The organism is Geothrix sp. 21YS21S-2, from assembly GCF_030846775.1.
Taxonomy (GTDB): Bacteria; Acidobacteriota; Holophagae; order Holophagales; family Holophagaceae; genus Mesoterricola.
This window is the reverse complement of the sequence record NZ_CP132910.1, coordinates 3,038,239-3,052,492: the sequence shown is the minus strand read 5'-3', so window position 1 is coordinate 3,052,492 and position 14,254 is coordinate 3,038,239. Positions and strand designations below refer to the sequence as shown.

The 14,254-nt window shown below is 66.9% G+C and carries 11 protein-coding genes and 4 tRNA genes; 14 read left to right on the top strand and 1 reads right to left on the bottom strand.

The window, feature by feature from the left end:
- From RAH40_RS13420 to RAH40_RS13400, 5 genes are all read left to right on the top strand, one after another.
- Positions 1-1,203 (top strand): CaiB/BaiF CoA-transferase family protein, encoded by a 1,203-nt coding sequence (locus tag RAH40_RS13420; protein WP_306598055.1) that lies wholly within the window; start codon positions 1-3, stop codon positions 1,201-1,203.
- A 21-nt stretch (positions 1,204-1,224) separates the two neighbouring features.
- On the top strand, positions 1,225-2,511 hold the full coding sequence (locus RAH40_RS13415) for a 3-isopropylmalate dehydratase large subunit (protein ID WP_306598054.1): 1,287 nt from the start codon (positions 1,225-1,227) through the stop codon (positions 2,509-2,511).
- A gap of 10 nt (positions 2,512-2,521) precedes the next feature.
- Positions 2,522-3,016 (top strand): hypothetical protein, encoded by a 495-nt coding sequence (locus RAH40_RS13410; RefSeq protein WP_306598053.1) that lies wholly within the window; start codon positions 2,522-2,524, stop codon positions 3,014-3,016.
- A 140-nt stretch (positions 3,017-3,156) separates the two neighbouring features.
- A complete protein-coding gene (locus RAH40_RS13405; RefSeq protein WP_306598052.1) occupies positions 3,157-5,256 on the top strand; it encodes a prolyl oligopeptidase family protein in 2,100 nt (699 codons plus the stop codon).
- Between the two features lie 221 nt (positions 5,257-5,477).
- Positions 5,478-8,603: a carboxypeptidase regulatory-like domain-containing protein gene (locus RAH40_RS13400; protein ID WP_306598051.1), complete on the top strand. Its 3,126-nt coding sequence runs from the start codon at positions 5,478-5,480 to the stop codon at positions 8,601-8,603.
- 14 nt (positions 8,604-8,617) lie between these two features.
- Here the strand turns inward: RAH40_RS13400 and RAH40_RS13395 are convergent, their stop codons facing one another.
- Positions 8,618-9,790: an MFS transporter gene (locus RAH40_RS13395; RefSeq protein WP_306598050.1), complete on the bottom strand. Its 1,173-nt coding sequence runs from the start codon at positions 9,788-9,790 to the stop codon at positions 8,618-8,620.
- Positions 9,791-9,939: 149 nt separating this feature from the next.
- Here RAH40_RS13395 and RAH40_RS13390 point away from each other — a divergent pair, with 149 nt between their 5' ends.
- From RAH40_RS13390 to secE, 9 genes are all read left to right on the top strand, one after another.
- Positions 9,940-11,313, top strand: a complete 1,374-nt coding sequence (locus tag RAH40_RS13390; RefSeq protein WP_306598049.1) for an OmpP1/FadL family transporter — start codon at positions 9,940-9,942, stop codon at positions 11,311-11,313.
- 1 nt (position 11,314) lies between these two features.
- Complete coding sequence (gene rlmB, locus RAH40_RS13385; protein ID WP_306598048.1) at positions 11,315-12,049, top strand: 23S rRNA (guanosine(2251)-2'-O)-methyltransferase RlmB; 735 nt, start codon at positions 11,315-11,317, stop codon at positions 12,047-12,049.
- Between the two features lie 101 nt (positions 12,050-12,150).
- Positions 12,151-12,237 (top strand) — tRNA-Tyr (locus tag RAH40_RS13380).
- Positions 12,238-12,264: 27 nt separating this feature from the next.
- Positions 12,265-12,340, top strand: a tRNA-Gly gene (locus RAH40_RS13375).
- A gap of 10 nt (positions 12,341-12,350) precedes the next feature.
- Positions 12,351-12,425, top strand: a tRNA-Thr gene (locus tag RAH40_RS13370).
- A gap of 64 nt (positions 12,426-12,489) precedes the next feature.
- On the top strand, positions 12,490-13,683 hold the full coding sequence (gene tuf / locus RAH40_RS13365) for an elongation factor Tu (RefSeq protein ID WP_306598047.1): 1,194 nt from the start codon (positions 12,490-12,492) through the stop codon (positions 13,681-13,683).
- A gap of 11 nt (positions 13,684-13,694) precedes the next feature.
- Complete coding sequence (gene rpmG / locus RAH40_RS13360) at positions 13,695-13,844, top strand: 50S ribosomal protein L33 (RefSeq protein WP_306598046.1); 150 nt, start codon at positions 13,695-13,697, stop codon at positions 13,842-13,844.
- Between the two features lie 55 nt (positions 13,845-13,899).
- A tRNA-Trp gene (locus RAH40_RS13355) sits at positions 13,900-13,975 on the top strand.
- A 72-nt stretch (positions 13,976-14,047) separates the two neighbouring features.
- Complete coding sequence (gene secE, locus RAH40_RS13350) at positions 14,048-14,239, top strand: preprotein translocase subunit SecE (protein ID WP_306598045.1); 192 nt, start codon at positions 14,048-14,050, stop codon at positions 14,237-14,239.
- Positions 14,240-14,254: the final 15 nt, after the last annotated feature.

Below are 14,254 nucleotides of genomic sequence, written 5' to 3'. Positions count from 1 at the left end.
ATGACCAAGCAACGCATGCTCGAAGGCGTCAAGGTACTCGACCTCACCAACGTCCTCTCCGGACCCTTCGCCACCCTTCATCTCGCCCTCCTGGGCGCGGACGTCATCAAGGTGGAGAACCCCAAGGACGGCGACCTGGCCCGCAAGCTGGGCATCGTCCCGGCCTTCAACAAGGCCCTGATGGGCACCAGCTTCCTCGCCCAGAACGCCAACAAGAAGTCCATCACCCTCAATACCAAGAGCCCCGAGGGCAAGGAGATCTTCCGCAGGCTGGTCAAGGACGCCGACGTCCTGGTGGAGAACTTCCGCCCCGGCGTCATGGACCGCCTGGGCCTGGGGTACGCGTCCCTGAAGGCCATCAACCCCAAGCTCATCTACTGCGCCATCTCCGGCTTCGGCCAGACCGGCCCCGACGCCCTCAAGCCCGCGTACGACCAGATCATCCAGGGCCTGTCGGGCGAGATGGCCGTGAACGGCGACGAGCGCCTGAACCCCCTGCGCACGGGCTTTCCCGTGTGCGACACCGTGGGCGGCCTCAACGCCGCCTTCGCCCTCATGGCCGCGCTCTACCACCGGGAGCGCACCGGGGAAGGCCAGTTCATCGACATCTCCCTCCTGGATTCCATCATGCCCCTCATGGGCTGGGTGGCGGCCAACCTCCTCATCGCCGGCCAGGAGCCCGTCCTCATGGGCAACGACAACTTCACCGCGGCGCCCAGCGGAACCTTCCGTACGAAGGACGGCTTCATCAACATCGCCGCCAACAAGCAGGAGCAGTGGGAAGCCGTGTGCGACGTGCTGGGCGTGGCCGAACTCAAGGCCGACCCCCGCTTCCAGGAGCGCGACACCCGCAAGAAGAACCGCAAGGACCTGACGCCCCTCCTGGAAGCCAGGCTCCTGGAGAAGGAGACGGACGTCTGGGTGGAGGCGCTCAACGCCAACGACGTCCCCAGCGGCGCCATCCTCAGCCTCAAGGAGGCCCTGCGCCAGCCCCAGGTCCAGCACCGGGGCGTGCTCCAGAAGACCGAGGTGCCCGGCGTGGGCGAGATCGAGGTGTTCGGCCTCACCGCCCTGTTCGACACCTGCTCCGGGGACGTGGCGGCCCCGCCGCCCACCCTGGGCCAGCACAACGCCGAGATCTACGAACGCGCCGGCCTGGACGAGGCCGCCCGCGCTGAGCTCAAGTCCAAGGGCGTCATCTAGAACCGAAACGGAGGAACCCCCATGGGTATGACAGTTGTTGAGAAGATCCTCGCCCGCGCCGCCGGGCGCGAGGCGGTCAAGGCCGGTGACGTGCTGGAGCCCCGGGTGGACCTGGCCATGTCCCACGAGAACGCCGCCCTGGTGATCAACCAGTTCGAGGCCATCCACGAGGGCACCGGCATCGAGGCGAAGCCCTGGGATCCCAGCCGCATCGCCATCATCTTCGACCACCGCATCCCCGCGGAGAGCCCGAAGACCGCCACCAACCACAAGAAGATCCGCGGCTTCGTGGGCAAGCACGGCATCGCCAAGTTCCATGACGTGCGCGGCGACGTGGGCGGCATCTGCCACCAGATCCTGCCGGAGTACGGCTACGTGCGCCCCGGCTTCGTGGTGGTGGGCACCGACAGCCACACCACCAGCCACGGCGCCCTGGGAGCCTTCTCCTTCGGCGTGGGCGCAACCGAGATGGCCTCCGCCTGGACCCTGGGCTACGCCGTCAACATCGAAGTGCCCGCCACCATCAAGGTCGTGGTCAAGGGCGAGTTCGCCCCCATGGTGAGCCCCAAGGACCTGATCCTCCACCTCATCGGCGTGCTCACCGCCCAGGGCGCCAACTTCCGCGTGCTGGAATTCCACGGGGAGACCATCCGGAAGATGAGCACCTCCGGGCGCCTCGCCATCTGCAACATGAGCGTGGAAGCCGGCGCCACCAGCGGCATCGTCCCCGCCGACGCCGAGACCATGCGCTACCTGCGCGAGGAGGCCGGCGTCACAGACGCCATCACCCCCGTCGCCCCCGACGCCGACGCGGTCTACGAGCGCGTGGTGGAGATCGACGTGAGCGCCCTGGCGCCCCAGATCGCCTGCCCCCACACCGTGGACAACGTCAAGGACATCGGCCTCGTGGCCGGCAAGCCCGTGCAGCAGATCGTCATCGGCTCCTGCACCAACGGCCGCCTCGACGACCTGGCCATCGCCGCCGGCATCCTGCGCGGCAAGAAGGTGGCCGCGGGCACCCGCATGCTGGTGTTCCCGGCATCCGGCAAGATCTTCGGGCAGGCCATGGACAAGGGCTACATCCAGGACTTCATGAAGGCCGGCGCCGTGGTCATGAACTCGGGCTGCGGCCCCTGCCTGGGCGTGCACGAAGGCGCCCTGGGCGACGACGAGACCGCGCTCTCCACCACCAACCGGAACTTCAAGGGCCGCATGGGCAACCCCAAGTCGGAGGTCTACCTCTGCAGCCCCGCCGTGGCCGCGGCCTCGGCCATCACCGGCGTCATCACCGATCCCCGCGAAGCCTGAGGAGAAGCCCATGAGCAAAGTCATCATCAAGCTGGAAGCCGACATCTCCACCGACGACATCTACCCCGGCCGCTACATGGCCACGGTCCTGCCCACCGAGACCCCCCAGTTCTGCTTCGCCAACCGCATCGAACTGAACGAGAAGCTGAGGGGCGGCCAGTTCCCCAAGGGCTCGGCCATCGTCGCCGACCACAACTTCGGCTGCGGCTCCTCCCGCGAGCAGGCCGCCTCCGCCCTCAAGGGCTTCGAGCTCAACATCGTCGCCAAGAGCATGAGCCGGATCTTCCTGCAGAACTCCATCAACCTGGGGCTGAACGTCGTGCTCTGCCCCGGAATCGAGGCCGAAGAGGGCCACGACCTGGACATCCAGGTGGACAAGGTCACCAACCTCACCACCGGGAAGACCTTCGAGACGGTCAGGCTCCCTGAGGCCCGGCAGGCCATCATCGACGCGGGCGGGCTGGTGCCCTACACCCGCAAGCGGCTGATGGAGTCGGTCCGCTAGACAAGTGCTGAAAACAGTATAGAAGAGGACCAGCCGCAGGGGTGCTCCCGCGGCTGGTCCTTTTCCTTCGGCCCGGCGCATCTGACGGGTACCCAAACATGCCTCGTAATGATAGGCTAAAGCCGATTCCCGGAGGCCCGATGCGAACGCTCCTTTCCTGTCTCGTCGCGACGACCCTGGTCGCAGCCGCGCCGGCGCCCGCCACGCGCAAGGTCGACCAGGTCGACGACTACTTCGGCACGAAGATCGCCGACCCCTACCGGTGGCTGGAGGACGACAACGCCCCCGAGACCAAGGCCTGGGTCGCGGCCCAGAACCAGGCCACCTCCGCCCACCTGGCGGCCATCCCCCAGCGGCAGGCCATCCTGGAGCGGCTGCGGGCCCTGCAGGACTACGAGAAGTTCACGGCGCCCCGGAAGGAGGGCCGGAACTACTTCTATTCCCACAACACGGGCCTCCAGAACCAGGCCGTGGTATTCGTGACCGCCGACCCCGCCAAGGAAGGCCGGGTCCTCCTGGACCCCAACGGCCTCAGCAAGGAGGGCACCATGGCCCTCTCGGGCATGAGCCCCAGCCCCGACGGCCGGCTCGTGGCCTACGCCGTGGCCGCCGCGGGCAGCGACTGGAAGACCTGGAAGGTGCGGGACGTCGCCACGGGCCGGGACCTGCCCGACGAGCTCCAGTGGACCAAGTTCGCCAACGTGGCCTGGAACCGCAAAGGCACCGGGTTCTTCTATGTGGCCTACGCCGCCCCCGGGCAGGGCGAGGCGCTCAAGGGCGTGACGAAGAGCCCCAAGGTGCGCTTCCACGCCATGGGCACCCCCCAGGCCGACGACGCCTTGGTGTACGAGCGGCCCGACCAGCCCGAGTGGTACCTGGCGCCGGACGTCACCGACGACGGACGCTGGCTGACCATCCACGTCTCCAAGGGCGACGCCCCCGAGCATTCGGTCCTCCTCAAGGACCTGCGCAAACCCGGCGCCCCGGTGGTGCCCTTCCTGGACCGGTTCGACGCCCGCTATGCCCCGGTGGGTTCCAAGGGCGACACCTTCTTCTTCAAGACCGACAAGGGCGCCCCCCGCGGACGCCTGGTGGCCATCCGCGTCAACCACGCGGATCCCAAGGACTGGACCGAGCTCATCCCCCAGGCTGCCGGAACGGACGTCCTGCAGGGCGTGTCCCTGGTGGGCGGCCGCTTCGTGGCCAACTGGATGCGGGATGCCCACACGGCCGTCACCTTCCACAGCCTCAAGGGCGCCCTCCTGTCCGAGCTGGCGCTCCCCGGCGTCGGTTCGGTAGGCGGCTTCCACGGCAGGATCGGGGACCGGGAGGCCTTCTATACCTACACCTCCTTCAACACCCCCCCGGCCATCTACCGCTACGACTTCGCCACCGGGACCTCCAAGGTCCTCCATGCCCCCAAGGTGGCCTTCGACCCGGCCGCCTACGTGGTGACCCAGGTCTTCTATCCCAGCAAGGACGGCACGAAGGTGCCCATGTTCCTGGTGCACAAGAAGGGCCTGGCCCTGGACGGGAACAACCCGACGCTCCTGTACGGCTACGGCGGCTTCGACGTCTCCCTCACGCCCTCCTTCTCAGCCGTCAGGGTGGCCTGGCTGGAAAGGGGAGGTGTCTACGCCCAGCCAAGCCTGCGGGGCGGCGGAGAGTACGGCAAGCCCTGGCACGACGCGGGCCGGCTGGCGAACAAGCAGAACGTCTTCGATGACTTCATCGCAGCCGGCGAGTGGCTTATCAAAAACAAGTACACCTCCACCCCCCGCCTCGCCATCAACGGCGGCAGCAACGGCGGCCTCCTGGTGGGGGCCTGCCTGAACCAGCGCCCGGACCTGTGGGGCGCCGCGGTGCCCGAGGTGGGCGTGATGGACATGCTCCGCTTCCACAAGTTCACCGTGGGCTGGGGCTGGAAGGGGGACTACGGTTCCAGCGAGACCCCGGAAGGCTTCCGCACCCTCCTCGCCTATTCCCCTCTCCACAACATCAAGCCCGGCACCGCCTACCCGCCGACCCTGGTCCTGACCAGCGACCATGACGACCGGGTGGTGCCCGCCCACAGCCACAAGTTCACGGCCACCCTGCAGGCGGCCCAGGCGGGTCCGGCCCCCATCCTCACCCGCATCGCCACCAACGCGGGCCACGGCGCGGGGAAACCAACCGCCAAGATCCTGGAAGAGAAGGCGGATGTTTATGCTTTTCTCCTCGAGGCGCTGAAAATCAAGTAAGACCTGCGTAAAATTCCGTCAAATGAGTCAGGCCGCCGAAAGGTTCCCCGGCGGTCTGATTTTTTTGTGGAAAGTCACAGTTTGGACATACAAATTCTCGGGATTCCATGCACAATCATTCAACTAATCCACGGCCCAACAGCCAAACTACCAACCTCCATAGGGGAGCCACTATGTATAAGAAGAGACTAGGTCTTCTGCTTCTGACCCCACTTGCCTGTATGACCGTCGCCCAGGCGCAGGTGAGCCAGACCACCGGCGCCGTCCGCGGCACCGTCACCAGCCAGAAGAAGACCCCCATCGCCGGCGCCACCGTCATGGTGCGCAACGTCGAGACCGGTTACAGCCAGACGGCCGTCACCGGCGCCAAGGGCGACTACCAGCTGCCCCTGCTGCCCACCGGCGCCTACGACATCACCTTCTCGGCCAAGGGCATGAAGACCCTCAAGGACCTCAAGGTCCGCGTCACCCTGGGCAACGCGACCACCGTCAACCCGGTCATGGACTCCGCCGAAGTGAGCGCCACGGTGGCGGTGGTGGCCACCACCAGCGACATCGACCCCAGCCGCACGGTCACCATGACCCAGGTGGACCAGAAGCTCGTGGAGCAGGTGCCCCTGGTGAGCCGCAACTTCACGGACATGGCCCGCCTGACGCCCGGCGTCACCGCCGGCCAGGGTTCGGGCGGCACGCCCCGCCTCATCGTCGAGGGCGGACGCCAGATCTTCAACGCCGTGCAGATCGACGGCGCCTCCAACAACTCCGCCTTCTTCAACGAGCAGCGCGGCGGCGTCTACACGCCCTTCATCTTCGGCGCGGACACCATCAAGGAACTGCAGGTCGTCACCAACGGCTTCGACGTGCAGTACGGCCAGGCCGGCGCCACCATCAACGCCATCACCAAGGGCGGCACCAACGAGTTCACCGGCAGCGCCCTCTACGAGATGCGCAAGACCAGCTGGTCCGCCGCGCCCAAGGGCGTGCCCTACGATCCCGCGGGGACCTTCAACACCCCCACCAACCTCCAGCGCTTCAACGATTCCACGAACATCAACTTCAACGTGGGCGGTCCGATCATCAAGGACAAGCTCTACTACTTCGTGGGCGTCGAGCGCTTCCACAAGAGCATCACCTCCAACCCCATCCCCACGCCCATCACCACCGCCGCTGGCATGACCCAGGCCGACTTCGACCGGATGTACAACTCCCGGCTGGGCCACATCGTCACCAACAAGAGCGGCCTCACCCTGGACAACGAGTTCGGGAATCCCGGGCAGGGCATCTCCGCCCATCCCTATCCCATGGAGAACACCAACACGGTGTACTTCGCCCGGCTGGACTACAGCCTCAACGCCAACCACCGCTTCGTGCTGCGCACCAACTACCAGAACATGACCGACACGCTGACCAACACCAGCGCGGTGCCCAACAACGCGGAGTCCAACAACATCCCCACCCGCGTGCAGTCCATCAGCTGGGTGCTGGAGGCCAACGACATCTGGACCCCCGAGCTCTTCACCGAGAGCCGCATCCAGTTCGCCCGGGAAGCCCGGCCCATGACCGGCAACGCCTACCCCGGCACCCCCTCCATCTCCATCCCCCAGAGCACCTCCTTCATGGCGTTCGGCACCAAGACCTCCACGCCCCGGGAGAGCAACGAGCTCACCACCCAGTTCTACACCTCCACCACCTGGAACCGCGGCGACTGGCAGGTGAAGGGCGGCTTCGACCTCACCAAGGTGGACGAGGACAATCAGTTCTTCCAGAACAACGCCGGCGCCTGGAACTTCGGCACCTACGGCTCCGCGGCCGACTGGGCCAACGGCGTGCTCGCCGCCTCCCCCAACAACGGCTCCGTGCAGTACAACGGCGCCGTAAGCGCCTACTCGGGCCGCATCCCCATGACCACCAAGTGGGCGTCCGTGTTCGCCCAGGGCCAGTACTCGGGCCTGCTGGACCACCGCCTCCTGCTCACCGCGGGCTTCCGCACCCTGAGCCAGAGCTTCTCCGACAACCCCCACCCCAACCCGAACTTCGCCGGCCTGGACCAGGGCATGGGCGGACACACCATCGACCCCCGCTTCGCCTTCAGCTTCGATGTGGACGGCAAGGGCAAGACGGTCGTCCGCGGCGGCCTGGGCTACTTCACCAGCCCCACCCCGCTCCTCCTGCACTCCAACACCATGACCGGCAACGGCCAGATCATCACCAACTACAGCTTCTCCCTCAACCGCGCCAACGCCACCAACCTCGCGCTGTTCAACAGCGGCCTGCTCAGCGCCAACAACGTCATCGGCAACACGACGAACATGCGCAAGCTCTCCGACGCGGAGCTGGCCACCCTGGCCTCGGGCACGGCCTTCACCGCCGGCTCCTCCCCCACCTCCCTGTGGGACCCCACCAACAAGCTGTCCCGCTCCCGCAAGATCAGCATCGGCGTCGAACATGACCTGGGCAACAACCTCACGGTCGGCCTCACCGCCAGCTACGTCAACTACTACAACCTGCAGCGCTTCGAGAACATCAACCTGACCCAGACCGGCGGCAGCGCCTACAACGACGGCTACGCCCCCGGCATCAACGCCTGGAGCACCGCCACCCGCCCCGGCACCGCCACCATCCGCGGCCGCGTCGTCAACTTCGGCAAGGGCAGCGTCGTCCCGGGCAACCCCGTGGGCGGCTTCAGCGACGTCTACCTGGTCAAGGCCGACGGCTACGGCTTCTACCGCGGCCTGAGCGCCTCCGTGAAGAAGACCTGGGCCGAGAACCTGGGCCTGCTGGCCAACGTGACCTGGTCCAAGGCCCAGGACACCGGCTCCTTCGAGCGCGGCACCTACACCTCCGCCGGCAACTACTCCAGCGAACTGGGCGCCTCCCTCACGCCCGATCCCCAGGACGTGGGCTCCAACTTCGGCTACGGCGACAGCGACCGCCGCTGGGTGGCCAACGTCGTGGCCTACTTCCCCATCGTCCTCGGCATCGAGGGTTCCGTACGCGGCCTGTTCAACACCGGGCTGCCCTTCACCGCCTACGACGCCCGCAACCTCAACGGCGACGGCATGATCAACAAGATCTACGCCGGGCACGTCCGCAACGACATGCGCCAGCCCAACTACACCCAGTTCGACATCCGCCTCACCCGCACGTTCCAGGTCTACAAGACGGTCCGGGTGCAGGGCATCGTCGATGTCTACAACCTCTTCAACAAGGCTGACTTCCAGGTGCCGACCGGCAACTACCAGGCCGACACCTCCACCGGCGCTCCCAGCCTGGCCTTCGGCCAGCTGGCCACCGTGGACAAGAACCGCACCCGCGAAATGCAGATCGGCATCAAGGCGATCTGGTAACCTGCCCGCGTCCGCTAGGAAGGCCCCCTCCGGGGGGCTTTCCCCTGTACGGCCGACCAGACCAGGAGGCCAGCCAGGGCCGCCAGGGCCAGCCCGCTTTCCGCAAGGAAGGCGGCCCGGGCTCCGGCCGCGGCCATGAGCAGACCCATGAGCGGGCTGGAGACCAGGGCCCCGAGGCCCAGGACGGACTGGAGGGCGCCGAACCCGGTGCCCCGGGACGCGGCCGGGAGCAGGTCGGCCAGGAGGGCCTTCTCCACGCCTTCGGTGAATCCGTAGAAGGCGCCGTACCCCAGGAGGGCCCCGGCGAACAGGAGGGGGGTCGTGGCGGTGCCCATGGCCGCATAGGCCGCGGCGTACACGGCCCACCCCAGGGCCAGGAAGGGCACGCGGCCGAACCGGTCCGAGAGCCTGCCCACGGGCAGGGCGAGGGCCGCGGCCAGCAGGTTGAACACCAGGAAGATCCCCAGGATCGCCCGGATGGAGAAGCCCGCCTCCCGGGCGCGCAGCACCAGGAAGGCATCGCTGGAGTTGGCCAGGGCGAACACGAAGACGAGGGCCAGGTAGGTCCGGGCCTCCCGGGGCACATGCCACGAGAGCCGGCGCGAGGAGGTGGTGGCCCTCGGGATGGTGGGCACCCAGAAGACCAGCAGGCCCAAGGTCGCCAGGCCCAGGGGCAGGGCCAGCCACACGCAGGTGCGGAACAGCTCTGCGGTCATGGGGCCCCGGCCGACCCCCAGGGCCAGGGCCAGGCCGATGCCGGCCATGGCCCCCAGGGTGTCCAGGAACCGCGTCACCCCGAAGTCCCGCCCGGACCTCCCGGCAGCGGCGGCATCCGCGATCATGGCGTCCCGGGGCGCCGTGCGCAGGCCCTTGCCGACCCGCTCCAGGACGCGGCTAAGGCCCACCAGGGCCGGCGTGAAGGTGAGGAGGTACAGCGCCCGCGCCACGACGGTGACCGCGTAGCCCCCCACCACGAACCCCTTCCGGCTGGGCATGCGGTCCGAGAGCCACCCGCTGATGCCCTTGAGGAAGACCGCCGCGCTTTCGGCCACCCCCTCCACCAGGCCCACCAGGGCCGGCGAGGAGCCGAGGGCCACCGTCAGGTACAGGGGCAGCATGCGGGCCAGAACCTCCCCCGCGCAGTCGTTGAGGAAGGCCACCCAGCCGAGGCGGGTGGAAATGCTCACAGAAGACGAGGATGGGGCCTGGGGAGGCATGGAGAGAGAATAGCCTCTTGGTCTTGGGCGGTCTTCAGGCCATCCTGAAGGTTCGTTGTTGAACTTATGGGTTGTCCGCGCCACTTCGTTGACATGGACACCATCTGGGAGGTTTGGGTATGGCGAGGACGACTGTGAGGACCGGACTGGGTGCGCTTGGGCTCCTGGCGGGCCTGGGGACGCCGCTGGCGGCCCAGACCCTTTGGCTCCCTGCTTCCGATCCGGTGGGAATCGCCCGGGGCGGGGCGGGGGTGGCCTTCGGCCAGAGCCTGGAGGCGGCTGCCCTGAACCCCGCCCTCCTGGTCACCCTGCGGGACGACGCCAGCGCCTTCGTGGCCGCCGGCATGGAGCTGCATTCCTCCCAGGCCACCCTGCAGTCCAATTCCAACGTCCAGTACAGCTCCGACCGGAACCGCTTCCTGCCCGCCTTCGGGGCCGCCTGGAAGCTCAAGCCGAACCTGTACCTTGGCCTCAAGTTCGATAATCCGTTCATGCGCCATACCCTGATGCCCAACACCTACACGGGCCGGTTCGAAGCCCAGGGCATGGATCTCTCCACCCGCCGCATGGAGGCCCAGGTCTCGTATGCGGCCACCCCCGGCCTGTCCTTCGGGGCCAGCCTGGGCATGACGCACGTCTCGTATTCCTTCACGAATTCCGTTCGGGTGCCGGTGCCGGGCGTGCCGGGAGCCCCGGTCTCCGGGACCAACCCCGCCCAGGGAATCCTCGAAGTGAACGCCGAGGAGAAGGGCTCCAAGTATCTCCCCAGCTACGCCCTCGGGTTCCGGTGGGCCATGAATCCCCGATGGACGATCGCGGGAGCCTACCAGGGCGCCATCCAGGGAACCCTGCCCCTGACGGCCAGGGTCGACGCCAGCCACCGCCAGCTGGTCGGGATAAGCGGATTCGGGACCCCCAACGCCATCGCCGTGCCCGCGGCCCAGACGCTCCAGGGCGCCCTCACCGTCAATCCCGGCGTCGGCAAGATCACCCTCCCCGGCCGTTTCACCGTCGGCGTGCGCCAGCGGATGACCCAGACCTTCACCTGGGAAGCCGATCTCCGCTACATCCTGGGCAACGGCATGAAGCTGCCCGGGTACGCCACCGTGACGGGCCCCAGCGGATCCGTGAGCGGGCAGGGCTTCCAGGGCGACCTCCACAGCGGCTTCGGCATGAGCCTCGCCGGCGAATTCGCCTTTTCCAAGAACGTCACCGGACGCATCGGGCTCTCCTCGGACCCCGGCCTCCGGAAGGATCCATCCCTGGAGCCGGTCCTGGGCGGTTCCAGGACGGCTGGCTTCTCGGCCGGTTTGGGCTGGAGGGTCCTCAAGGGCGAAGTGAACCTCGGCTGGCAGATCCGCCAGTCCCAGGACCGCGAAGTCAAGAACCTGGACGGCACCTGGGGCCTCGCCGGACAGGGCACCACCGGCACCCTCACCCGGGTGGAGGGCATGGGGCACCTCTGGTCCGTCGGCTACAAGAAGGCCTTCTAGCATGCGCTTCCTGGGTCCCCACGCCTGCGAGGAGGCCCTGCTCAGGGGCGAGCTCCAGACGCTCCGCGTCGCGCCCACGGCCTGGGAGCGCAGCGCCAAGCTGCGAACCGACGCCCGGGAGCAGGGCGTCGTCATCCACCGCGAGCCCATGGACAGCCTGGACCGCAGGGCCCAGGGGCAGCGCCACCAGGGCGTCCTGGGCGAGGGCGAGGCCATCGTCCTGGGGTCCCTGGCCGAGCTGGCGGAAAAGGTCCGGGAGCGCGGCTCCGCGGCCCTGGTGCTGGCCCTGGACGGGGTGACGGACCCCCACAACTTCGGCGCCATCCTGCGGTCCGCGGCGGCCGCGGGGGTGGACGGCGTGGTCTTCCCCGAGCGCAGGTCCGCGCAGGTGAACGAGACCGTGGTGCGCGCCAGCGCGGGCACGGTGGGCCGCGTACCCCTGGTGCGGGTGGTGAACCTCGCCCGCGCCCTGGAGGACCTCAAGGAGGCCGGGGCCTGGGTCTACGGCCTGGCCGCGGGGCCCGGCAGCACCGACTACCTCGCCGAGACCTTCGACTGCGCCACCGTGCTGGTGCTGGGCTCGGAAGGGGAGGGCCTCCACAAGAAGATCCAGGAGCACTGCGACGGACTGCTGGCCATCGGCATGCCCGGGGGCGTCGAAAGCCTGAATGTCTCAAGCGCAGCGGCGGTCATGGTTTTCCGTGTCCTCGCTCAGCGCGGCGTCCACCCAGGGTGAATCTTTTTTGTTGTGCCCTTCCTGCGGGCGTGTTACCTTTGCAATTCCCTGTCAGGAAAGCTTTGCCTCACAGAGCGCCGAAACAGGGTTCCTTTGACATTGCCTAGATGGCCGAGTGGTTAATGGCAGCAGACTGTAAATCTGCCGGGCTCCGCCCTACGGAGGTTCGAATCCTTCTCTAGGCACCAGTTCTTTCGCGGAAGACTGGTTGTTTTGCGGGAATAGCTCAGTTGGTAGAGCGTCAGCCTTCCAAGCTGAATGTCGCGGGTTCGAACCCCGTTTCCCGCTCCAGAAAAGCATGGCCCACATAGCTCAGTGGCAGAGCGCGTCCTTGGTAAGGACGAGGTCGGCGGTTCAATCCCGCCTGTGGGCTCCACTTTTCATCCGCGCACCACCCAACTAAGCAACTTCACAATCCCCACCACCTCCAGGAGGCACCTGTGGCCAAAGAGAAATTCGATCGCTCAAAGCCTCACGTCAACATCGGCACCATCGGCCACGTGGACCACGGCAAGACCACGCTGACGGCCGCCATCGCGACCCTGCTGTCCGTCACGCAGGGCGGCACGGCCAAGTCCTACGAGCAGATCGACTCCGCTCCTGAAGAGAAGGCCCGCGGGATCACGATCAACACGGCCCACGTCGAGTACCAGACCCCCCGCCGGCACTACGCCCACGTGGACTGCCCCGGCCACGCCGACTACATCAAGAACATGATCACGGGCGCGGCCCAGATGGACGGCGCCATCCTGGTGGTCGCCGCCACGGACGGCCCCATGCCCCAGACCCGCGAGCACATCCTGCTCGCCCGTCAGGTCGGCGTGCCCTACATCGTCGTCTTCATGAACAAGATCGACATCGCCGATCCCGAGCTGAGCGACCTGGTGGAGATGGAGCTGCGCGAGCTGCTCACCTCCTACGGCTTCCCCGGCGACGACATCCCCATCATCCGCGGCTCGGCGAAGCTGGCCATGGAGAACGCCACCAACGTCAACGCCCCCGAAGTCAAGTGCATCTATGAGCTCATGGAAGCCGTCGACTCCTACATTCCCGATCCCGCCCGTCCCGTCGACAAGCCCTTCATCATGCCCGTCGAGGACGTGTTCACCATCACCGGCCGCGGCACCGTGGTCACCGGCCGCATCGAAGCCGGCGTCGTGAAGGTGGGCGAGGAGATCGAGATCATCGGCCTGCGCGACACCGTCAAGAAGGTCGTCACCGGCGTCGAGATGTTCAAGAAGTCCCTGGACCAGGGCCAGGCCGGCGACAACGCGGGCATCCTGCTCCGCGGCGTGGAGCGCAAGGACGTCGAGCGCGGCATGGTTCTCGCCAAGCCCGGTTCCATCACGCCCCACACCAAGTTCACCGCCGCCGTCTACGTCCTGGGCAAGGACGAGGGTGGACGTCACACTCCCTTCTTCAACAAGTATCGCCCCCAGTTCTACTTCCGCACCACGGACGTGACTGGTTCCATCGAGCTGGAAGCGGGCCGCGAAATGGTCATGCCCGGTGACAACGTCACCCTGACCGTCGAGCTGATCGTTCCCATCGCCATGGAGAAGGGCCTCAAGTTCGCCATCCGTGAAGGCGGCCGCACTGTCGGCTCCGGCAGGGTTGACGAAGTCATCCAGTAAAGGACCACGCCATGCGTGACATCGTTCAGCTTCTCTGCACCGAGTGCAAGCGCAAGAACTACACCACCACGAAGAACAAGCGCACCACCACGGGCAAGCTCGAGTTCAAGAAGCACTGCCGATCCTGCGGGGGCCACAAGCTCCACCGGGAAGGCAAGTAGGAAGGGTCGAACAGGGTCCCGCGACAGCGGGATCCTGCTTTCCTTGGAAGCCCAGAGGGGAGTAGCTCAGCTGGTAGAGCAGCGGACTCCAAATCCGCAGGTCGCGGGTTCGAAACCTGTCTCCCCTGCCAATCTTGCTCGGCCCCAGCCAACGACAGCTGGGGCCAATTGCTTAAAAGACCTTTGAAAGCCGGGAGATCCCGTTGATTTCAGCCATCAAACATCAGGCCAAGGAGCTTCTCGCGGAGCTCAAGCGCGTTGATTGGCCCGGGAAGCCGAAAGTACTGAGCGCCGCCTATTCGGTGGTGATCGTATCGGCCTTCGTGGGCCTGTTCCTGTGGGCGTGCGACAAAGTCATCACCTGGGGGATGGCCTTCATCCTTCCTCACCACTAGTCCGGAGGACCCGAT